This is a genomic window from Methylobacterium sp. ME121, assembly GCF_000974725.1.
GTDB lineage: Bacteria > Pseudomonadota > Alphaproteobacteria > Rhizobiales > Beijerinckiaceae > Methylobacterium > Methylobacterium radiotolerans.
This window is the reverse complement of record NZ_BBUX01000033.1, coordinates 12,954-28,692: the sequence shown is the minus strand read 5'-3', so window position 1 is coordinate 28,692 and position 15,739 is coordinate 12,954. Positions and strand designations below refer to the sequence as shown.

14 protein-coding genes are annotated in these 15,739 nt (G+C 72.2%); 8 read left to right on the top strand and 6 right to left on the bottom strand.

All coding sequences use genetic code 11. The features are described from left to right. Positions 1–77 precede the first annotated feature (77 nt). Positions 78–1,601: an aldehyde dehydrogenase gene (locus ME121_RS19485; protein WP_012329669.1), complete on the top strand. Its 1,524-nt coding sequence runs from the start codon at positions 78–80 to the stop codon at positions 1,599–1,601. Positions 1,602–1,684: 83 nt separating this feature from the next. Next, a complete protein-coding gene (locus tag ME121_RS19480) occupies positions 1,685–3,091 on the top strand; it encodes an MFS transporter (RefSeq protein WP_043342480.1) in 1,407 nt (468 codons plus the stop codon). 46 nt (positions 3,092–3,137) lie between these two features. Here the strand turns inward: ME121_RS19480 and ME121_RS19475 are convergent, their stop codons facing one another. Beyond that, a complete protein-coding gene (locus tag ME121_RS19475) occupies positions 3,138–3,572 on the bottom strand; it encodes a YybH family protein (protein ID WP_012329671.1) in 435 nt (144 codons plus the stop codon). A gap of 66 nt (positions 3,573–3,638) precedes the next feature. Beyond that, positions 3,639–4,145 (bottom strand): lipocalin-like domain-containing protein, encoded by a 507-nt coding sequence (locus ME121_RS19470; RefSeq protein WP_244413350.1) that lies wholly within the window; start codon positions 4,143–4,145, stop codon positions 3,639–3,641. Positions 4,146–4,610: 465 nt separating this feature from the next. Between ME121_RS19470 and ME121_RS19465 the strand changes: the two genes are divergently transcribed. Next, complete coding sequence (locus tag ME121_RS19465; RefSeq protein ID WP_059409470.1) at positions 4,611–6,701, top strand: prolyl oligopeptidase family serine peptidase; 2,091 nt, start codon at positions 4,611–4,613, stop codon at positions 6,699–6,701. Positions 6,702–7,342: 641 nt separating this feature from the next. Here ME121_RS19465 and ME121_RS19460 read toward each other — a convergent pair. The 3 genes from ME121_RS19460 to ME121_RS33835 form a co-directional block, all read right to left on the bottom strand. Beyond that, positions 7,343–7,576: a hypothetical protein gene (locus tag ME121_RS19460; RefSeq protein ID WP_012329676.1), complete on the bottom strand. Its 234-nt coding sequence runs from the start codon at positions 7,574–7,576 to the stop codon at positions 7,343–7,345. A gap of 368 nt (positions 7,577–7,944) precedes the next feature. Beyond that, complete coding sequence (locus ME121_RS19455; RefSeq protein ID WP_043074692.1) at positions 7,945–8,292, bottom strand: hypothetical protein; 348 nt, start codon at positions 8,290–8,292, stop codon at positions 7,945–7,947. After that, entirely contained in the window at positions 8,285–8,452 is a 168-nt protein-coding gene (locus tag ME121_RS33835; protein ID WP_012329678.1) for a hypothetical protein, read from the bottom strand. Before ME121_RS33835 ends, ME121_RS19455 begins: the two co-directional genes overlap by 8 nt. Before the next feature lie 324 nt (positions 8,453–8,776). On the opposite strand from ME121_RS33835, the gene ME121_RS19450 reads away from it, so the two are divergent. Then, positions 8,777–9,067, top strand: a complete 291-nt coding sequence (locus ME121_RS19450; protein WP_012329680.1) for a hypothetical protein — start codon at positions 8,777–8,779, stop codon at positions 9,065–9,067. 51 nt (positions 9,068–9,118) lie between these two features. Here the strand turns inward: ME121_RS19450 and ME121_RS19445 are convergent, their stop codons facing one another. Beyond that, positions 9,119–10,033 carry a manganese catalase family protein gene (locus ME121_RS19445; RefSeq protein ID WP_059409469.1) on the bottom strand — a complete coding sequence of 305 codons (915 nt, stop codon included), beginning with the start codon at positions 10,031–10,033 and terminating at the stop codon, positions 9,119–9,121. Positions 10,034–10,293: 260 nt separating this feature from the next. Here ME121_RS19445 and ME121_RS19440 point away from each other — a divergent pair, with 260 nt between their 5' ends. The 4 genes from ME121_RS19440 (at position 10,294) to ME121_RS19425 (ending at position 14,938) form a co-directional block, all read left to right on the top strand. Further along, complete coding sequence (locus ME121_RS19440) at positions 10,294–10,503, top strand: hypothetical protein (RefSeq protein WP_012329681.1); 210 nt, start codon at positions 10,294–10,296, stop codon at positions 10,501–10,503. Between the two features lie 188 nt (positions 10,504–10,691). Next, complete coding sequence (locus ME121_RS19435) at positions 10,692–11,864, top strand: alpha/beta fold hydrolase (RefSeq protein WP_012329682.1); 1,173 nt, start codon at positions 10,692–10,694, stop codon at positions 11,862–11,864. Between the two features lie 132 nt (positions 11,865–11,996). Further along, positions 11,997–13,298 (top strand): MFS transporter, encoded by a 1,302-nt coding sequence (locus ME121_RS19430; RefSeq protein WP_059409468.1) that lies wholly within the window; start codon positions 11,997–11,999, stop codon positions 13,296–13,298. A 221-nt stretch (positions 13,299–13,519) separates the two neighbouring features. Continuing rightward, positions 13,520–14,938 carry an FAD-binding oxidoreductase gene (locus ME121_RS19425; protein WP_029358903.1) on the top strand — a complete coding sequence of 473 codons (1,419 nt, stop codon included), beginning with the start codon at positions 13,520–13,522 and terminating at the stop codon, positions 14,936–14,938. Positions 14,939–15,739 lie beyond the last annotated feature (801 nt).

Sequence of the window (15,739 nt, the reverse complement as noted above, 5' to 3'; positions counted from 1 at the left end):
CGCGCCCGGCGCGGAGCCGAGGGACGCGGTCGAACACGACACGGGCCCGACAGCGGGCCCGACACGGGAGAGACGCCATGACCCTGCACGCGCCGGAACCGACGGTCGAGACCCGGGGCAACTTCATCGACGGGCGCGAGGTCGAGGCCGGGGACGGCACGCTGATCGACGTGCGCAACCCGGCCACCGGCGCGGTCATCGCCCGCATCCCGAATTCGGGGCCGGCCGACGTCGACCGGGCGATGCGCTCGGCCCGCGCCGCCTTCGAGGGCCGGGAGTGGGGCGGGATGGACATCCGGGCGCGCGCCCGGCTGGTGAACCGGCTCGCCGACGCGTTCGAGGCCAGTCTCGACACGCTCTACCGGCTGGAGACCACCAACAACGGCCGGCCGGTCAACGAGACCCGGGCCCAGCTCTCGCGGCTGCCGGACTTCTTCCGCTACTTCGCGGGCGTGGCGCTGGCGCGGCGCGACGACGTGATCCCCGTGGAGGGCAACTACCTCAACTACACCCGCCGCACCCCGATCGGCGTGGTGGCGAACTGCACGCCGTTCAACCACCCGCTGATGATCCTGTGCAAGTCGCTGGCGGTCGTGCTCGCCACCGGCTGCACCACGGTGGTCAAGCCCTCCGAGTACACGCCGCTCACGACCCTGAAGCTCGCGCAGATCTTCACCGAGGCCGGCCTGCCGCCGGGCGTGTTCAACATCGTGCTGGGGCTCGGCGCCTCCACCGGCAAGGCGCTGGCCGAGCACCGCGACATCAACAAGCTCGTGCTCACCGGCGGCACCGAGGCCGGCCGGATCGCCGGCTCGGCGGCCGCGAAGGTCTTCGCCCACCAGACCATGGAACTCGGCGGCAAGACCCCCGTGATGGTGTTCGACGACTTCGACGTCGAGCGGGCGGTGAACTACGCGGCCTTCGGCGCCTTCATCGGCGCCGGCCAGACCTGCGTCTGCGGCAGCCGCCACCTCGTCCAGGCCTCGATCTACGACGAGTTCGTGGAGCGGCTCGCCGCCAAGACCGCCGCGATCCGCCTCGGCGACCCCTTCGACCCGGCGACCCAGCTCGGCCCGGTCATCTCCGAGCGCCAGCGCGAGCGGGTGCTGGCCTATGCCGGCTACGGCCGCGACGCGGGTGCCCGCGCCGTCGCGGGCGGGCGGGCGGCCCGGGTGCCGGGCTTCGAGGGCGGCTACTACGTGGAGCCCACCGTGTTCGCCGACGTCACCGCCGACATGCGCATCTTCCAGGAGGAGGTGTTCGGGCCCTTCACCAGCGTCACCCGCTTCGAGGACGAGGCCGACGCGCTCCGGCTGGCCAACGACTCGCCGTTCGGCCTCGCCGCGGCCGTGCGCACCCGCGACGTCGCCCGGGCCCACCGGGTGGCGCACGCGGTCAAGGCCGGCATCGTCTGGATCAACGACCACCACCGCCTCGACCCGGCCTCGCCCTGGGGCGGGGTCGGCGACAGCGGCCTCGGCCGCGAGTGCGGCATCGAGAGCTTCAACGACCATTTCGACGTGAAGAGCGTGATGGTCGCGACCGGCGACGGGCCCTTCGACTGGTACCGCGACACGGCCGGCCAGCGCCGCCTGAACTGACGACCTACGGCGCGGGGGATACGAGGTCCGCGCCAGACGGACCCCTTCCGCGCCGGCCCCGAACCCGAGGAAGGAAACGCCCCATGTCCGAAGCCGTGAGCCCGGCGGTCAACGCCGGAGGCCGCCTCGACCGCCTGCCGATCGGGCCGTTCCACCGCCGCATCATGTGGCTGATCGGGATCGGCATGTTCTTCGACGGGTTCGACATCTACATCGCCGCCACCGTGCTCGGCGCGACGCTGAAGAGCGGCTTCTCGACCCTGCCGCAGAACGCGTGGTTCGTCTCGGCCACCTTCGTGGGCATGATGGCGGGCTCGTTCCTGACGGGCTTCTTCGGCGACCGCTACGGGCGGCGCTTCACCTACCAGGCCAACCTGCTGGTCTTCGGGCTGGCCGCGCTCGGGGCGGCCTTCGCGCCCAACATGACGGTGCTGATCGTGCTCCGCTTCATCATGGGCGTCGGGCTCGGGGCCGAGAACGTCGTGGGCTACTCGACCATGACCGAGTTCGTGCCGGCGCGCTCGCGCGGGCGCTTCCTCGGCCTCATGGCAGTGTTCGTCGTCACGGGCCTGCCGGCCGCCTCCCTGATCGGCTACCTGATCATCCCGGCCTTCGGATGGCGCGCGATGTTCGCGCTGGGCGGTCTCGGGGCGCTCGCCGTCTGGTACGCCCGCAAGAGCCTGCCGGAATCGCCGCGCTGGCTCGAGGCCGTGGGGCGCCACGCCGAGGCCGAGGCGCTGATGCGCGCGATCGAGGCCGAGGCCGCCCGCGGCGCGCCCCTGCCGCCCGCCGCCGCGATGGCGCCGGTCACGCAGCTCGGGCTCGCCGCCCTGTTCCGGCCGCCGCTGCTGTCGCGGCTGCTGCTGGGCTGCCTGTGCCTCGTGGTGATCAACACCCTGCTGTACGGCTTCGTGACCTGGCTGCCGACCTTCTTCATCCGGCAGGGACTCTCGGTGGCGACCTCCTTCGGCTACGCGCTGCTGATGGGGCTCGGCGCGCCGGTGGGCAGCGCCATCGGCGCCCTGACCGCCGACCGCTGGGGTCGCAAGCCGACGATCGTCGGCGCCTCGGCGACGGCCATCCTGTTCGGGATCCTCTACCCGATGACCCTCGACCCGGTGCTGCTGCCGCTGGTCGGGTTCGGGCTGACGGTGCCGATCTACGTGCTGGTGGCCCTGCTGTTCGGGATCTACATCCCCGAGCTGTTCCCGACCGAGGTGCGCCTGCGGGCCTCGGGCCTGTGCAACACGGTCGGGCGCGGGGCGACCATCGTGACGCCCTTCCTGGTCGTGACCCTGTTCGAGGCCTACGGCATCGCGGGCGTGACCGGCCTGATGATCGGGCTGCTCGCCCTGCAGATCGTGGCGGTCGCGGCGTTCGGCGTCGAGCCGCGCAGCCAGAGCCTGGAGAGCCTGGAGGCGGGCGTCGCGCCGGCCGAGGGCGGCCCGGCCGACCGGGCGCGGGACGCGGTCCCGCGGCCGATCCTCTGAGACCGGGCGGCCCGCCGCCCGGCCGTCTCCCGGCCGGGCGGAGCGATCAGTTCCAGGTGTGCAGGACCGTGCGCCAGGCGCCGTCGCGCTTCTCCAGCACGTTCACCCAGTTGCCCTCGAACTTCTTCCGCGCGCCCCCGTCGCCGGGGCCGGTCATCTCCCAGCGTCCGGAGACGATGAGCAGGTTGTCCTTGGGCAGCGCCGAATTCACCGTCGTCTTGTGCTCGTCCCACCCCTTCGCCTTCAGCCCGGCGAAGAACTTCTGAATGCCGTCGCTGGTCTGCGGGGCGCCCTTCGTGACGACGATCGCGTCGGGCGCGTAGAGCTTGGCCAGCGTGTCCATGTCGCCGCCGTTATACGCCGCGTCCCACCGGCTCGCGGCGCTCTGCGCGTCGGCCTGCACGGTATCCGACCGGCACAGGCTCGGCGTCATCAGGGCCACGGCGAGCACGGTCGCGTGCAGGACGTGAGGGCGCAGCATGTCTTCCTCCATCGTGAAGTGTTCTGGTTGATGAGAGCGTGACGGCACGGGGTCTGCGGGCTTCGACTAAGGGTATTTCTCCCAAATGAGAGTGATGATGCTCATCCTGCCGTCGAGGTTGAACTTGAACGGCACCGTCCGGAGGATGAGCCGCCCGTTCTCCTGCGCGACGTGCCGGACCTGGGAGGTCCCGGTCCAGGCCTCGTTCCACGACGTGTCGATGTCGTGGATGATCCGGTCGCCCTCGAACCGGTAGGTCCCGGCATAGGCGAAGAAGGTCTTGTGGAGCTTGACCCGGTCCGCGTCGGACATCTTGTCGTTGGCGATCGGCCTCTCCCGGCCTTCGTAGGCGCAGACCACCATCATGCGCCCGTCGCGGCCGTAATGGATCCATCCGGTCGGCTTCGGGCCGCCGTAGGCGTCGATGGTCTCGTCCGTGTCCACGATCCGGCGCGTCGCCGTGACGAGGCGCCAGGTCCCGACGACCGCGTCCCCGTCCAGCGCCCGTCCGGCCGAGACGCCGAGCGCGCCCGAGGCCAGGACGGCGGCGCCCACGAGGGCGATCGTCGCCACGTGGCCGAGGCCCTCCCGGCGAGAACCGCGTGACCCTTGCTCGCCGATGCGCATCGTTGCGACCCCCGAGACGGCATGGGGACTCAGAGCACGAACCGGAACGTACGCCACCGAACCGTCATAGAAGACCATAATCGAGGTGCGCGCAAGCCCAATGTGCTGAAATGCCGAAAATCAAAACAGTCAAAGCGATGAGATGATCTGAATGGCGGCGATAAGACCAGTATATTCTCGCACGAAGGACGTGTGCGCCCCGCCGGCCGAGACGATGGCGGGCGAGCGGGCGACGTTGCAGGGGGAGGGATCGGCCGCGCGCGCGCGGAACATCCCTGATCCGCGCGACCGGATCCGCCGCTCGACCTGCGCGACGCGCGCGAAGATCTGCGCGTCCGGGACGATTGACCGCTGATCGGAGGGGCACCGCGCGACTTTTGAGGACGGCGCGCACGGGCTACGCTCCCGGCCATGTCCGCGGCAACCGACCCCCACCCCGATCCCAGGCCGACGCTCGCCCGACCCGACGACGATCCCTACCTCTGGCTGGAGGCGGTCGACGGGCCCGACGCGCTGGCCTGGGTCGAGGCGCGCAACGCGGAGACGCTCGCCCGCTACGGCGATGCCGTCTTCCTCCGCGACCGCGACATCGCCCGCGACCTCCTCGACCGGCCGGGCCGGATCCCGTTCGTCCAGCGCTTCGGCGCCTGGCTCTACAATTTCTGGACGGACGGCGCGCATCCGCGCGGCCTGTGGCGGCGCGTCGACGAGGCCGGCTACCGCGCCGCGGTCCCGGACTGGGAGATCCTGCTCGATCTCGACAGCCTCGCGGCGACCGAGGGCGAGGACTGGGTCTGGGCCGGGGCGGCGATCCTCAAGGGCGATCTCGATCGCGCCCTGGTGCGCCTCAGTCGCGGCGGCAAGGACGCGGCCGTGATCCGCGAGTTCGATCTCGACACCCGCACCTTCATGGCCGACGGCTTCGTCCTGCCCGAGGGCAAGGGCGGCGCCACGTGGCTCGATCGCGACACCGTGCTCCTGTCGAGCGCCCTCGGGCCGGGCATGGCCACGCGGTCCGGATACGCGCGCACCGTCCGGCTCTGGCCGCGCGGCACGGATCCGCGCGACGCGCCGGTCCTGTTCGAGACCGCCGAGACCAGCATGGATGTCTGGGGCGCGTCCGATCGGCAGACCGGGACGGAGCGGATCACCGTCGTCGAGCGGCTCGGCTTCTTCGACGCGGCGATCCATATCGGCGACCGCACCGGCGTGCACGTGCGCCTCGACCTGCCCACGCATGCCGGGGTCCAGCTGCACCGGAACCACCTGTCCGTGCGGCCGCGGCGGCCCTGGACGGTGGACGGCGTCGCGCATGACACCGACACGGTGCTGGCGATCGCGCTGCCCGATCTTCTGGCGGGCCGCCGCGCGTTCACGGTCCTGTGGCGGCCGGACGAGCGGCGCGCCCTCCAGGGCGTGTTCTGGTCGGCCGGGCGGCTGATCGTGGACGTGCTCGAGGACCTGCGTCCCACCTACCGCGTCTTCGAGCCGGGGCCGGGGGGATGGACCGAGCGGGCCGTCGCCGGGCTGCCCGCGCTGGGCTCCGTCCATCTCTGGCCCCTCGACGGCGATCCGGAGCGGGCGGACGGAGCCCTGCTCGCGCTGGCCCACGATCCGGTGACGCCGCCGGCGCTACTCGCCTTCCCGCCCGCGCTCGACGCCCCGGCCGTGCTGCGTCAGGCGCCCCCGGCCTTCGAGGCGCGCGGCATCCGGGTGACGCGCCACGAGGCCCGGTCGGCGGACGGGACGCGCGTGCCCTACGTCCAGGTCGGGCCGGAGGCCGAGACCGGTGCGGCCCCCGTCTACCTGACGGCCTATGGCGGGTTCGGCCTCTCGCGCCTGCCGGATTACCAGCCCGTGCTGGGCAAGCTCTGGCTGGAGCGCGGCGGCACCTGCGTGACCGCCAACATCCGCGGCGGCGGCGAGTTCGGCACCCGCTGGCACGACGCGGGCCGGCGCGAGGGCAAGGCGCGGGCGCACGACGACTTCGCCGCGGTGGCCGCCGACCTCGTCGCCCGCGGCGTGACGCGGCCGAGGCGGATCGCGGCCGAGGGCGGCTCGAACGGGGGCCTGCTGATCGCCAACATGCTCACCCGCTACCCGGAGCGGTTCGGGGCGCTGGCCTGCACGATCCCGCTGATCGACATGCGCCGCTACACGAAGCTCCTCGCCGGCGCGAGCTGGATCGGGGAGTACGGCGATCCGGACGATCCGCAGGACTGGGCGTTCCTGTCCGGCATCTCCGCCTACCACGCCGCCGAAGCGGGGCGGCCCTACCCGCCGATCCTTCTGGCCACGAGCCGCGGCGACGACCGGGTTCATCCCGGCCACGCGCGGAAGATGGCGCAGAAGCTCCGCGTCCTCGGCTGCGACGTCGCCTTCTACGAGCCCGCGACGGGCGGGCACGGCGCCGGCAAGGACAGCGAGCAGACGGCGGCGTTCAGGGCGCTGGGGCTCACCTTCCTGCGCCGCGCCATCGGATGGGAGGACCCGGTCGCGTGAGCGCGGCCTCGGCCTGCGCTCGGGCGGACCCGAGGACCAGCGCGTTGCGCGGTTCAGAAGCCCATCAGCACGCCGGCCGAGCCGCCCACCGTCATCGCGAGGCCACTCAGGAAGGCGCCGATCATCGCGTAGGAGAAGCCCTTCAGAACCATGTCGTGCACGCCTCTCATCGAGCCCCGGGTCTCGGGCGAGACCCGGGACCACCACCTGCAACGAGAGGCCGGATCGGCCGGGCGGGTGCGGCGCGAAGGGGCACGCTGCACGGCGGAACCGGGCGCGGGTTCAGGCTGCCCCGATGAGCGAGACAGCCGCCGGGCCGGCGTCGGTCTAGGCGAAATGCGCCGGCAGGCTGAGGGCCTGCGCGTAGGCCACGAGGGCGATGGCGCCGGCGATCAGGGTCGCGGCCAGGGTGATGCGGTTCGTCCAGGTCATCGTCGTCTCCATCGGGTTCGCGACCGTGCTCGCGGTGTGATCCCGATGTACGCCCGAGCTTTCAGGCCCGGCGTGTCCGAGAACACCTGCGGAGCCGCTGTTCGCGCACGGATCTCGGGCTGCGCACCGGCCGGAGGCGGGCAGGACGGCCGCCTCCCGGCTCGGAGGACCCCGCAGAGCGGGACCGGACCCGGACCTGCTGGCCCGATCTATCCGGCCTCGGCGCGCTGATCCGCGTTGGAGGCGACCGTGAAGCCCTCGCGGTCGAAGACTGTGTAGAGGACGCCGGCCGGATCGAGGCCCAGTCCCGCGATATGCGTGATCGCCGCCTCCTTGGCCTCGGCCAGCGTGCTGAACGGATCCGGCAGCTGGTACATCCGCGACGCCTGCTCGGCGCCGTCGATCTGAACCGGCGGCGTTGTGATCTCGACCGTGTAGGGCACGACGTCCGCCTGCCGGTGCCTAGTGGAACACGCCGAGGAAATACAACAACAGAATGATCGGCAGCGGGATTCCCAGCAGCCACAGCAATCCACCGCGCAGCATTCGCGCCTCCTCTATGTCGACAATCGCACCGAAATATCGGCTGGTTCGAGGATGGAACGCACGAACAATGCGAAGGGATGCACATGACTGGCGCGAATGCTCGAAGCGCGCCTTCGATAGAGCTGCGCGAGACCTTTGGGCATCTCGCCCCGCACGGGCGCGCGATGTGGTCGCCGGAAGCCCGCGATCGGTCGCGGGCTCGCGGCAGCGCCTCTCGCCACACGCTCGGGGACCGGCGCGCCTGGCCGACCGCGGGTGGGACGGCTCAGCGATGCAGCGCGGCGATCCAGTCCTTCAGGGGATCCACCACGTAGGCCATCCAGGTCCGCGCCCAGGCCAGGGCCGGGCGGTTCGCGTCGATCGGCCGAGCGGCCATCAGGGCGGCCACGTAGGCGTCCTCCTGCGGTTTGCACATGTCCAGGGCACCCCGCTCCCGTCCGGGCTTGCTCCTGTGTGCGGGCTGCTGGTCGAAGGCCTCGCGGACGCAGCCGTGCCAAGCGCGCTCCAGGCCCGGCAGGTCGCCCGGCCCCGCTTCCAGCGCCGCGGCGGGCCGGGCACCGGCGAGGGCTGCGAGGAGCGCGAGGCCCGCCGCGAAGGGCGACCGCCTACTCATCGGACGCGCGATCCGCCTGCGGGGCCGCGTCGGCCAGGGTCATCGCGCGCGTGGCCGTGCGCAGCTCATGGCGGGCCACGCCGTCCGCGAGCGCGACGAGGGCGACGAGCACGAGCCCCAGCAGGAGGACGCGGCGGATGGTCAGGGCGGAGATGAGCATCGAGGGCGCCTCGTGGAGACGTCCGCACCGTAGCGGAGCCGCCACGCGCTGACTGCCGCTCCGGTGCCACATGAGTACGGAAAGCGAACGCCCGGCCGACACGCCCGCAGGCGTGCCGCGAGGGCTCGACGGGTGCGCGCGCTCCACGGCGCGGCGGCAGACCTCGGCCCGCCCGCGCCGGACGGCGACGCGATCTCGCCGCGGGCGTGTCCGGCCGACATGCACGCGCGATTAGTGTTGACGGCCGTCAATGCTATGCTCGATGGCGCGTGTACGGTATGAATCGACGCCATGAGCGCGCCTGGACGCGAAAGGCCGATTGCCATGACACGCTTGACCGTCGCCGCTCTGGTATTCGCTCTGACGAGCCCCGTCATCGTCGCGCAGGCCCAGCAGGACATCCCGATCCAGCGGGATCTCAAGCGCGTGGATCGCCTCGATCAACGGCTCGGGCGCGAGGATACCGAGCTGAAGGTCGATCCCAACGTGACGCCGGACAATCCGGACGGCGTCGTCGGTTTCGACGGACCTCCGTTCAACTACGGGGATCCCGGGGTGATGGGTGACGGCCCCCTGCCGCCGGGATCGCCCGCCGACGACGACGACTGGTACTGACCGAGGACGGCGTGCCCCACGGCCCTGAGACCGCGGGGCTCCGCGCGCGGCTCAGCGCCCTTTCTTGTAGAGCTTGCTCGCGATCTCGAAGATCTCCTCGGGGGCGTAGTTGGGCGCGAACGCCCCGTAATTGCCGTCGAGTTCCGGGACCTTGCCGCCCTCCGGCAGGCCGTCGACGACCTCGAGGTTGCCGGGCGGATCGCCCGGCAGCGCGACCTCGTCGTTCGACCAGACGCCGGCCGCTTCCTTGTAGTCGTCCGGGCTGAAGCGGTAGAGGCGCCGATGCGAGCCCTCCTGCAGATACTTCTGGCATTCCGGAATCTTGTCGAGAACGATGTTCGGGGTCGGCAGCATCTTCTCGATCTCGACGCCCGTCAGCTTCTTGAGCGCCAGCGCGTAGGCGTGCGCGTGCACGGAACCGCGCACAAGCAGGTAGCCGCAGACCTCCCGGCCGGTCGGATCCTTGAGGGTCTCGTAGACGCGCAGCTTGTGCAGGCGCGCGCCGCATTCCAGGTGGAAATTGTGCAGCAGGTCGATGATGATGTTGCCCGTCGTCGTGACCATGTCGACGTTCCAGGACTGCGCGTTGGAATTGACCGGCGTCGCGCCGCCGCCGTTGCTCAGGAAGCTGCCGGCGAGCCGGATGTCCTGCATGTCGTGGAACGGGGCCTTCGAGACGTCGACCTCCTCGGTGTCGTCGCCGGGGCCGTTGTTGAGCATCGCGATGCCGGTCGAGACCAGCTCCACGTGCCCGAGCTCCTCGGCGAAGATGCTCGACACCAGGCTGTAGAAGGGGCGCAGCTTCGACTTGTTGCGGAAGTTGAAGCTCTGGAACATGTAGTTCCCGAGGGTCGACATCTCCCCGTACTTGCCGCCGAGCAGCTCCTGCAGCGCGGCCGCCGCGTTGGGATCGGGCTTCTTCGGCTGTGGCAGTTCGGCCTGAAGGCGGTCGAGCTTCATGAACATGCGAGCAGCTCCGTTCGCGCGGGGTGCGCATGACGGCATCTTCCCGCACGGACGATTGTTCCTGCGGCCGCTTCGCGACAGCGCGCGTCGGGCTCACCGCGCGGCCGTGACGGCGCGGGCCGCGGGCGGTGTGCCGGCGGTCGGCGCAATCCTGCTGTGGACAGCGGCTCCGGCACGGCCGCCCGGCCGCCATCCTTTCCGGGGCGGTAACCATGCCGGTCCTACCAGCCGCGACCCCGGACGGTGAGGCAGGTGGACGAATGGGCGACGACGTGGCTGCGATCCTGTTGACCCTCGTGACCGAGAATTCCGAGTTGCGCGAGCAGCTCGCCAGCGCGCAGGACATGCTGATGGAGACGGCCATCGATGCGGGACAGCTCCACGCCCGGATCCAGGGGCTGGAGGCCGAGCGCGACGCGTGGCGGGCCGAGGCCGGGCACCGGGAGGGCCGCGCCGCCCTGATGGCCTGACGGTTCGGCCGCGCGCCGATCGCGCGCCCGACGCGGGACCGGACGCCCGCGGGTCGGCGAGCGAGGCAGGCCGGCGCGCGTCGCGGCTTCGAGCCTGCCCGTCCCCGCGCGTCCCGGCGGTTCGCGGTCGGATCGGGGATCGGGTACGTTCAGAGGCCGTCGAACGATCGACTCGGGAGCGCGCGGCGATGGTCACGAACGTCCTGCCCCCGCTCGATCCGGCCGCGCTCCCGGCCGGCATCCGCGCCCGCTTCGTCGAGGGCGTCAACGGCCTGCGCATGCACGTGCTGGAGGCGGGCGAGGCCGGCCCCGACCGCCCCCTCATCCTGCTGGTGCACGGCTTCCCCGAGATCGCCTATTCCTGGCGGAAGGTCATGCCGGCCCTGGCCGCGGCGGGCTACCACGTCGTCGCCCCCGACCTCCGGGGCTACGGCCGCACCGCGGACGCGCCGGTCGCCTTCGCGGACGACCTCGCGCCCTACCGCCTGCACAACCATCTCCTCGACCTGCTGTGCCTGATGAGCGCCCTGACGCGCGACAGGGTCGCGGCGCTCGTCGGACACGATTACGGGTCCTGGGTCTGCGGCTACTGCGCCCTGGCGCGGCCCGATCTCTTCGGCACGGTCGCCCTCATGAGCGCGCCCTTCGCGGGGGCGCCGGGGCTCGACGCCCTGGCCCGGGGCCTCCGGACGCCGGCCGACGACCCGATCCACGCGGCACTGGCCGCCCTGCCGCGCCCGCGCACGCACTATCACCGCTACTACGCGTCCCGACGCGCCGCCGCCGACATGGAGCGCAGCCCCCAGGGTCTCGCCGCCTTCCTGCGCGCCTATTTCCACCACAAGAGCGCCGACTGGCCGGACAACCGACCCCGCGCGCTCGCCGGCTGGACGGCCGAGACCCTCGCCGAGATGCCGACCTACTACGTGATGGATCAGGGCCGGACGATGCCCGCGACGGTGGCGCCGGAGATGCCGCCGCGGGACGGCGCGGACTGCGCCTGGCTGACGGACGCGGAGCTCGCCGTCTACGCCGCCGAGTACGCGCGGTCCGGCTTCCAGGGCGCGCTCCAGGGCTACCGGTGCCGCATGGATGGCAGCATCGACCGCGACCTCGCGCGCTTCGCCGGCCGGCGGATCGAGGTTCCCCTCCTGTTCGTGTCCGGAGCGCGCGACTGGGGGCCGTTCCAGGTGCCGGGCGCGCTGGGGCGCATGGAGGAGGCCGCCGGCGCGGGCCTGCTCGGCTGCCACTTCGTGGCGGGGGCGGGGCACTGGGTGCAGCAGGAGCGGCCCCAAGCCGTCGTCGACCTCCTGCTCGACGCGCTCGCACGCGGCGGGGCCGGGCACCGCACCGGCGCGTAGGCGCCCGCCGCCGCACCGCGTCCTCGGCTATCGGGGCGCCCGCCGCCCGGCTATGTCTCCCGCGAACCGGCCGGAGAACCGGTCGGACCGGGCGCACGGCGTCCGTTCCGGATCCTCGAGGGAGGCCGACCGATGGATGTCGAAGCGCGCGCCGTCCGGCGGGTCAGCAGGCGGCTGCTGCCCCTCCTGATCACCTGCTACTTCATCTCCTACCTCGACCGGGTCAATGTCGGCTTCGCCGCGCTGACCATGAACGAGGACCTCGGCATCTCCGCCACGGCCTACGGCCTCGGGGCCGGCATCTTCTTCCTGACCTACTTCGTGTTCGAGGTGCCGTCGAACCTGATCCTGGAGCGGGTCGGGGCGCGGGTGTGGATCGCCCGGATCATGCTGACCTGGGGGCTCCTGTCGGGCGCGATGGCCTTCATCGTCGGCGAGACGAGCTTCTACGCCGTGCGCCTGCTGCTCGGCGCCGCGGAGGCCGGCTTCTTTCCCGGCATCATCTTCTATCTCACGCTGTGGTTCCCCGCGCGCTACCGCGGGCGGATCATCGGCACCTTCATGGTCGCGGTCCCGCTGTCGAGCGTCGTCGGCGCGCCGGTCTCGGGGGCGCTGCTGGGCCTCGACGGGGTCTGGGGCTTCAGGGGCTGGCAGTGGCTCTACGTCCTCGAGGCCCTGCCGGCCGTCATCTGCGCCGGCATCGTCCTGGGCTTCCTGACGGACCGGCCGGCGCAGGCGGGCTGGCTGCCGGCGGACGAGCGCGCCTGGCTCACCGAGCGCCTCGCGCAGGAGCGGCGGGCGCGCGAATCCGCCCGCCGCTACAGCGTCCGGGACGCGCTCCTCGACCGGCGCGTGCTCGCCGTCGCCTTCGTGTATTTCGGCAACGTGGCGCTGCTCTACGGGCTCAGCTTCTTCCTGCCGCAGATCGTGAAGGGCTTCGACCTCACGAACGTCCAGACCGGTCTCGTCAGCCTCATCCCCTTCGCGATCGGGATCGTCGGCATGCTCGCCCTCGGACGCTCCTCGGACCGCCGGGGCGAGCGCAAGGGGCACGCGGCCTTCGCGCTCCTGCTCGCGGCCGGCGGCACGGCCGGGGCGGCACTGGTCTCCGATCCCTACGCCAAGATGGTCCTGTTCAGCGTCTCGGCCTTCGGCGTCTTCGGCGGCCTCCCGGTGATCTGGACGCTGCCCACCGCCTTCCTGTCCGGCGCCGCGGCGGCCGGCGGGATCGCCATCGTCAACGCCCTCGGCAACCTCTCCGGCTTCGCGGCCCCCTACGCGGTCGGCGCGATCAAGGATGCCACCGGCACCTTCACGGGCGGCCTCCTCCTCATCGCGGCGGCCGGGCTCGCCGCCATGGTGACGGTCCTCTGCCTCACCCACGACCCACACCTGGAGCAGGCCGCGGCGCGCGGTGCGCAGGCGGCGGAGTAGACGCGGCGGAGTAGACGCGGCGCAGGAGACGCGATCTGGGGGCAGGGGATCGCGCCGCCGCCCTGCCGCGCCCGGGGGGGGCGGCGGGTGGCGGCCGGCGGCCGATCGACTTATGGCAGCGTCGGACTGTCCTCCCGGCGGAGGCCGTGTTGCGGGGCCGCGCGAGCCCGGGGACACGCCGTCGCCGGCGACGCGCCGGCTCGAACCCATCGGAGCAGCCCATGAACGCACCCGCTCCCGCCCCCCGCACCCGCCCGGACGCGGCGACGATCGCGGGTCTCACCGAGGCCTTGCGGGCCGTGCTCGGGGACCGGGTGACGGAGAGCCGGGCCGTGCGCGAGCAGCACGCCAACCAGCTCACCTGGGCGCCGTGCGAGCCGCCGGACCTCGTGGTCTTCCCGCACGCCACCGCGGAGGTGCAGGCCGTCGTGCGCGCCTGCGCCGAGCGCGACGTGCCGATCGTGCCCTACGGCGTCGGCACCTCCCTCGAGGGCCACGTCAACGCGCCGTTCGGCGGCGTCTCGATCGACACGGGCGCGATGAATCGTGTCCGCGCGGTCAATGCCGATGACCTCGACTGCACGGTCGAGGCCGGCGTCACCCGCAGGGCTTTGAACGCGTACCTGCGCGATACCGGCCTGTTCTTCCCCATCGATCCCGGGGCGGACGCCACGATCGGCGGGATGGCGGCGACGCGGGCGTCGGGCACCAACGCCGTGCGCTACGGGACGATGAAGGACGCGGTGCTCGCGCTCACCGCGGTGATGCCGAACGGCGACATCGTCACGACCGCCCGGAGGGCGCGCAAGTCGTCCGCCGGCTACGATCTCACCCGGCTCCTCGTCGGCTCGGAGGGCACCCTCGGGATCATCACCGAGGTCACGCTGCGCCTGCACGGCATCCCCGAGGCGATCTCGGCGGGCATCTGCCCGTTCCCCTCGATCAAGGCGGCCTGCGACGCCACCATCCTGACGATTCAGTCCGGCATCCCGGTCGCGCGCATCGAGCTCCTCGACGAGGTGCAGGTCGCGGCCTGCAACCGCTACTCGAAGCTGACCCTGCCGGAGACCCCGCTGCTCCTGGTCGAGTTCCACGGCACGGACGCGGGCGCGCGCGAGCAGGCCGAGCGGTTCGGCGAGATCGCCGCCGAGCTCGGCGGCGGCCCGTTCGACTGGGCGACCGGGGCCGACGCGCGCGCGCGCCTCTGGCAGGCGCGCCACGACGTCTACTGGGCCGCGGTCGCGCTGCGGCCCGGTCCCACGATCAAGAACATGTCGACCGATGTCTGCGTGCCGATCTCGCGGCTCGCGGAATGCGTGGAGGCGACGAAGCGCGACATCGCCGCGACCGGGCTCACGGCGCCGATCGCCGGCCATGTCGGCGACGGCAACTTCCACACCCTCCCGCTCGTCGATGCCGACAGCCCCGAGGAGATGTCCGCGGTGGCCGGCTTTCTCGACCGGCTCGTCGCCCGCGCGCTGGACCTGGGCGGCACCTGCACGGGCGAGCACGGGATCGGCCAGAAGAAGATGCGCTTCATGGAGAGCGAGCACGGGCCGGAGGCGCTCGGCCTCATGCGGACCCTCAAGCGCGCCATCGATCCCCGGAACCTCATGAACCCCGGCAAGCTGATCCCCTGACGCGGACGCGGTCCGCGACCCGCCGGCCCCGGAGGGCCGCCCCTTCGCGGGCCTCGCGTCGTCCGACCGCGTCGGGCTCGACCCGCGGGCGCTCGGGGCCCGGACCGCCGAGCTCGGCACGGCCCTGGCCGTGACCGCGCGGCCGTGTCGTCGATTGCGCCATCCCCTCAAGGCGGCCCGCGCCCATCAGCACCGTTGGCCGCTCGCGCGGATACGGAGATCGGGCTCGAACGGCGTCGGTGGATGGCGTATCCGGCGACAGGGCGGGATCGGTTTGTGCCCGCCCGCTCCCGGAGCCACGATCAGATGGCTTCACAGCGTCCCGTGAGCGGACGCTCCCGGTCGCGAGCCGGCGCGGGCGGGTGTGCCCGCGCTCAGGGCCCTCCATCGTCCGGGCCTGACCGACCTTCGGTCCGCGATACGCTTCGCATCGACGACAGGATCTCGGACCGGAGACATCGATCGCCTCACGGGCTGCGGCGATGTCGGTGCGTCGTCGGTTCTCCGATCTGGCGCGGCGTCGGCACGGCCGGCCCATCGTTCGCCCCTTCCCCGCGCTTCATCGCCGATTCGTCCGGTCCCGGCCGATCCTCCCGGCCAGCACGATCCGGGACCGGCCCGTCAACGCGGCGGCACCGGGCTCGGGAATCTACCGGACGCTGCGTCGCGGATAGCCGGCTTCACCGGCACAGCCGGGACGGATGTCCGCGAAACCCGGAACCGGCCGCGAGGCCTCGCCCGAACCGGCGAGGATCGAGGGGAGGGCGGTCGCGCAGCGAGGCTGCACGCGCGGCGCCGCCT

Coding starts and splice junctions, on each gene's coding strand:
- ME121_RS19485 (WP_012329669.1), top strand. CDS start 78: ATGACCCTGCACGCGCCGGAACCGACGGTCGAGACCCGGGGCAACTTC.
- ME121_RS19480 (WP_043342480.1), top strand. CDS start 1,685: ATGTCCGAAGCCGTGAGCCCGGCGGTCAACGCCGGAGGCCGCCTCGAC.
- ME121_RS19475 (WP_012329671.1), bottom strand. CDS start 3,572: ATGCTGCGCCCTCACGTCCTGCACGCGACCGTGCTCGCCGTGGCCCTG.
- ME121_RS19465 (WP_059409470.1), top strand. CDS start 4,611: ATGTCCGCGGCAACCGACCCCCACCCCGATCCCAGGCCGACGCTCGCC.
- ME121_RS19455 (WP_043074692.1), bottom strand. CDS start 8,292: ATGAGTAGGCGGTCGCCCTTCGCGGCGGGCCTCGCGCTCCTCGCAGCC.
- ME121_RS33835 (WP_012329678.1), bottom strand. CDS start 8,452: ATGCTCATCTCCGCCCTGACCATCCGCCGCGTCCTCCTGCTGGGGCTC.
- ME121_RS19450 (WP_012329680.1), top strand. CDS start 8,777: ATGACACGCTTGACCGTCGCCGCTCTGGTATTCGCTCTGACGAGCCCC.
- ME121_RS19445 (WP_059409469.1), bottom strand. CDS start 10,033: ATGTTCATGAAGCTCGACCGCCTTCAGGCCGAACTGCCACAGCCGAAG.
- ME121_RS19440 (WP_012329681.1), top strand. CDS start 10,294: ATGGGCGACGACGTGGCTGCGATCCTGTTGACCCTCGTGACCGAGAAT.
- ME121_RS19435 (WP_012329682.1), top strand. CDS start 10,692: ATGGTCACGAACGTCCTGCCCCCGCTCGATCCGGCCGCGCTCCCGGCC.
- ME121_RS19430 (WP_059409468.1), top strand. CDS start 11,997: ATGGATGTCGAAGCGCGCGCCGTCCGGCGGGTCAGCAGGCGGCTGCTG.
- ME121_RS19425 (WP_029358903.1), top strand. CDS start 13,520: ATGAACGCACCCGCTCCCGCCCCCCGCACCCGCCCGGACGCGGCGACG.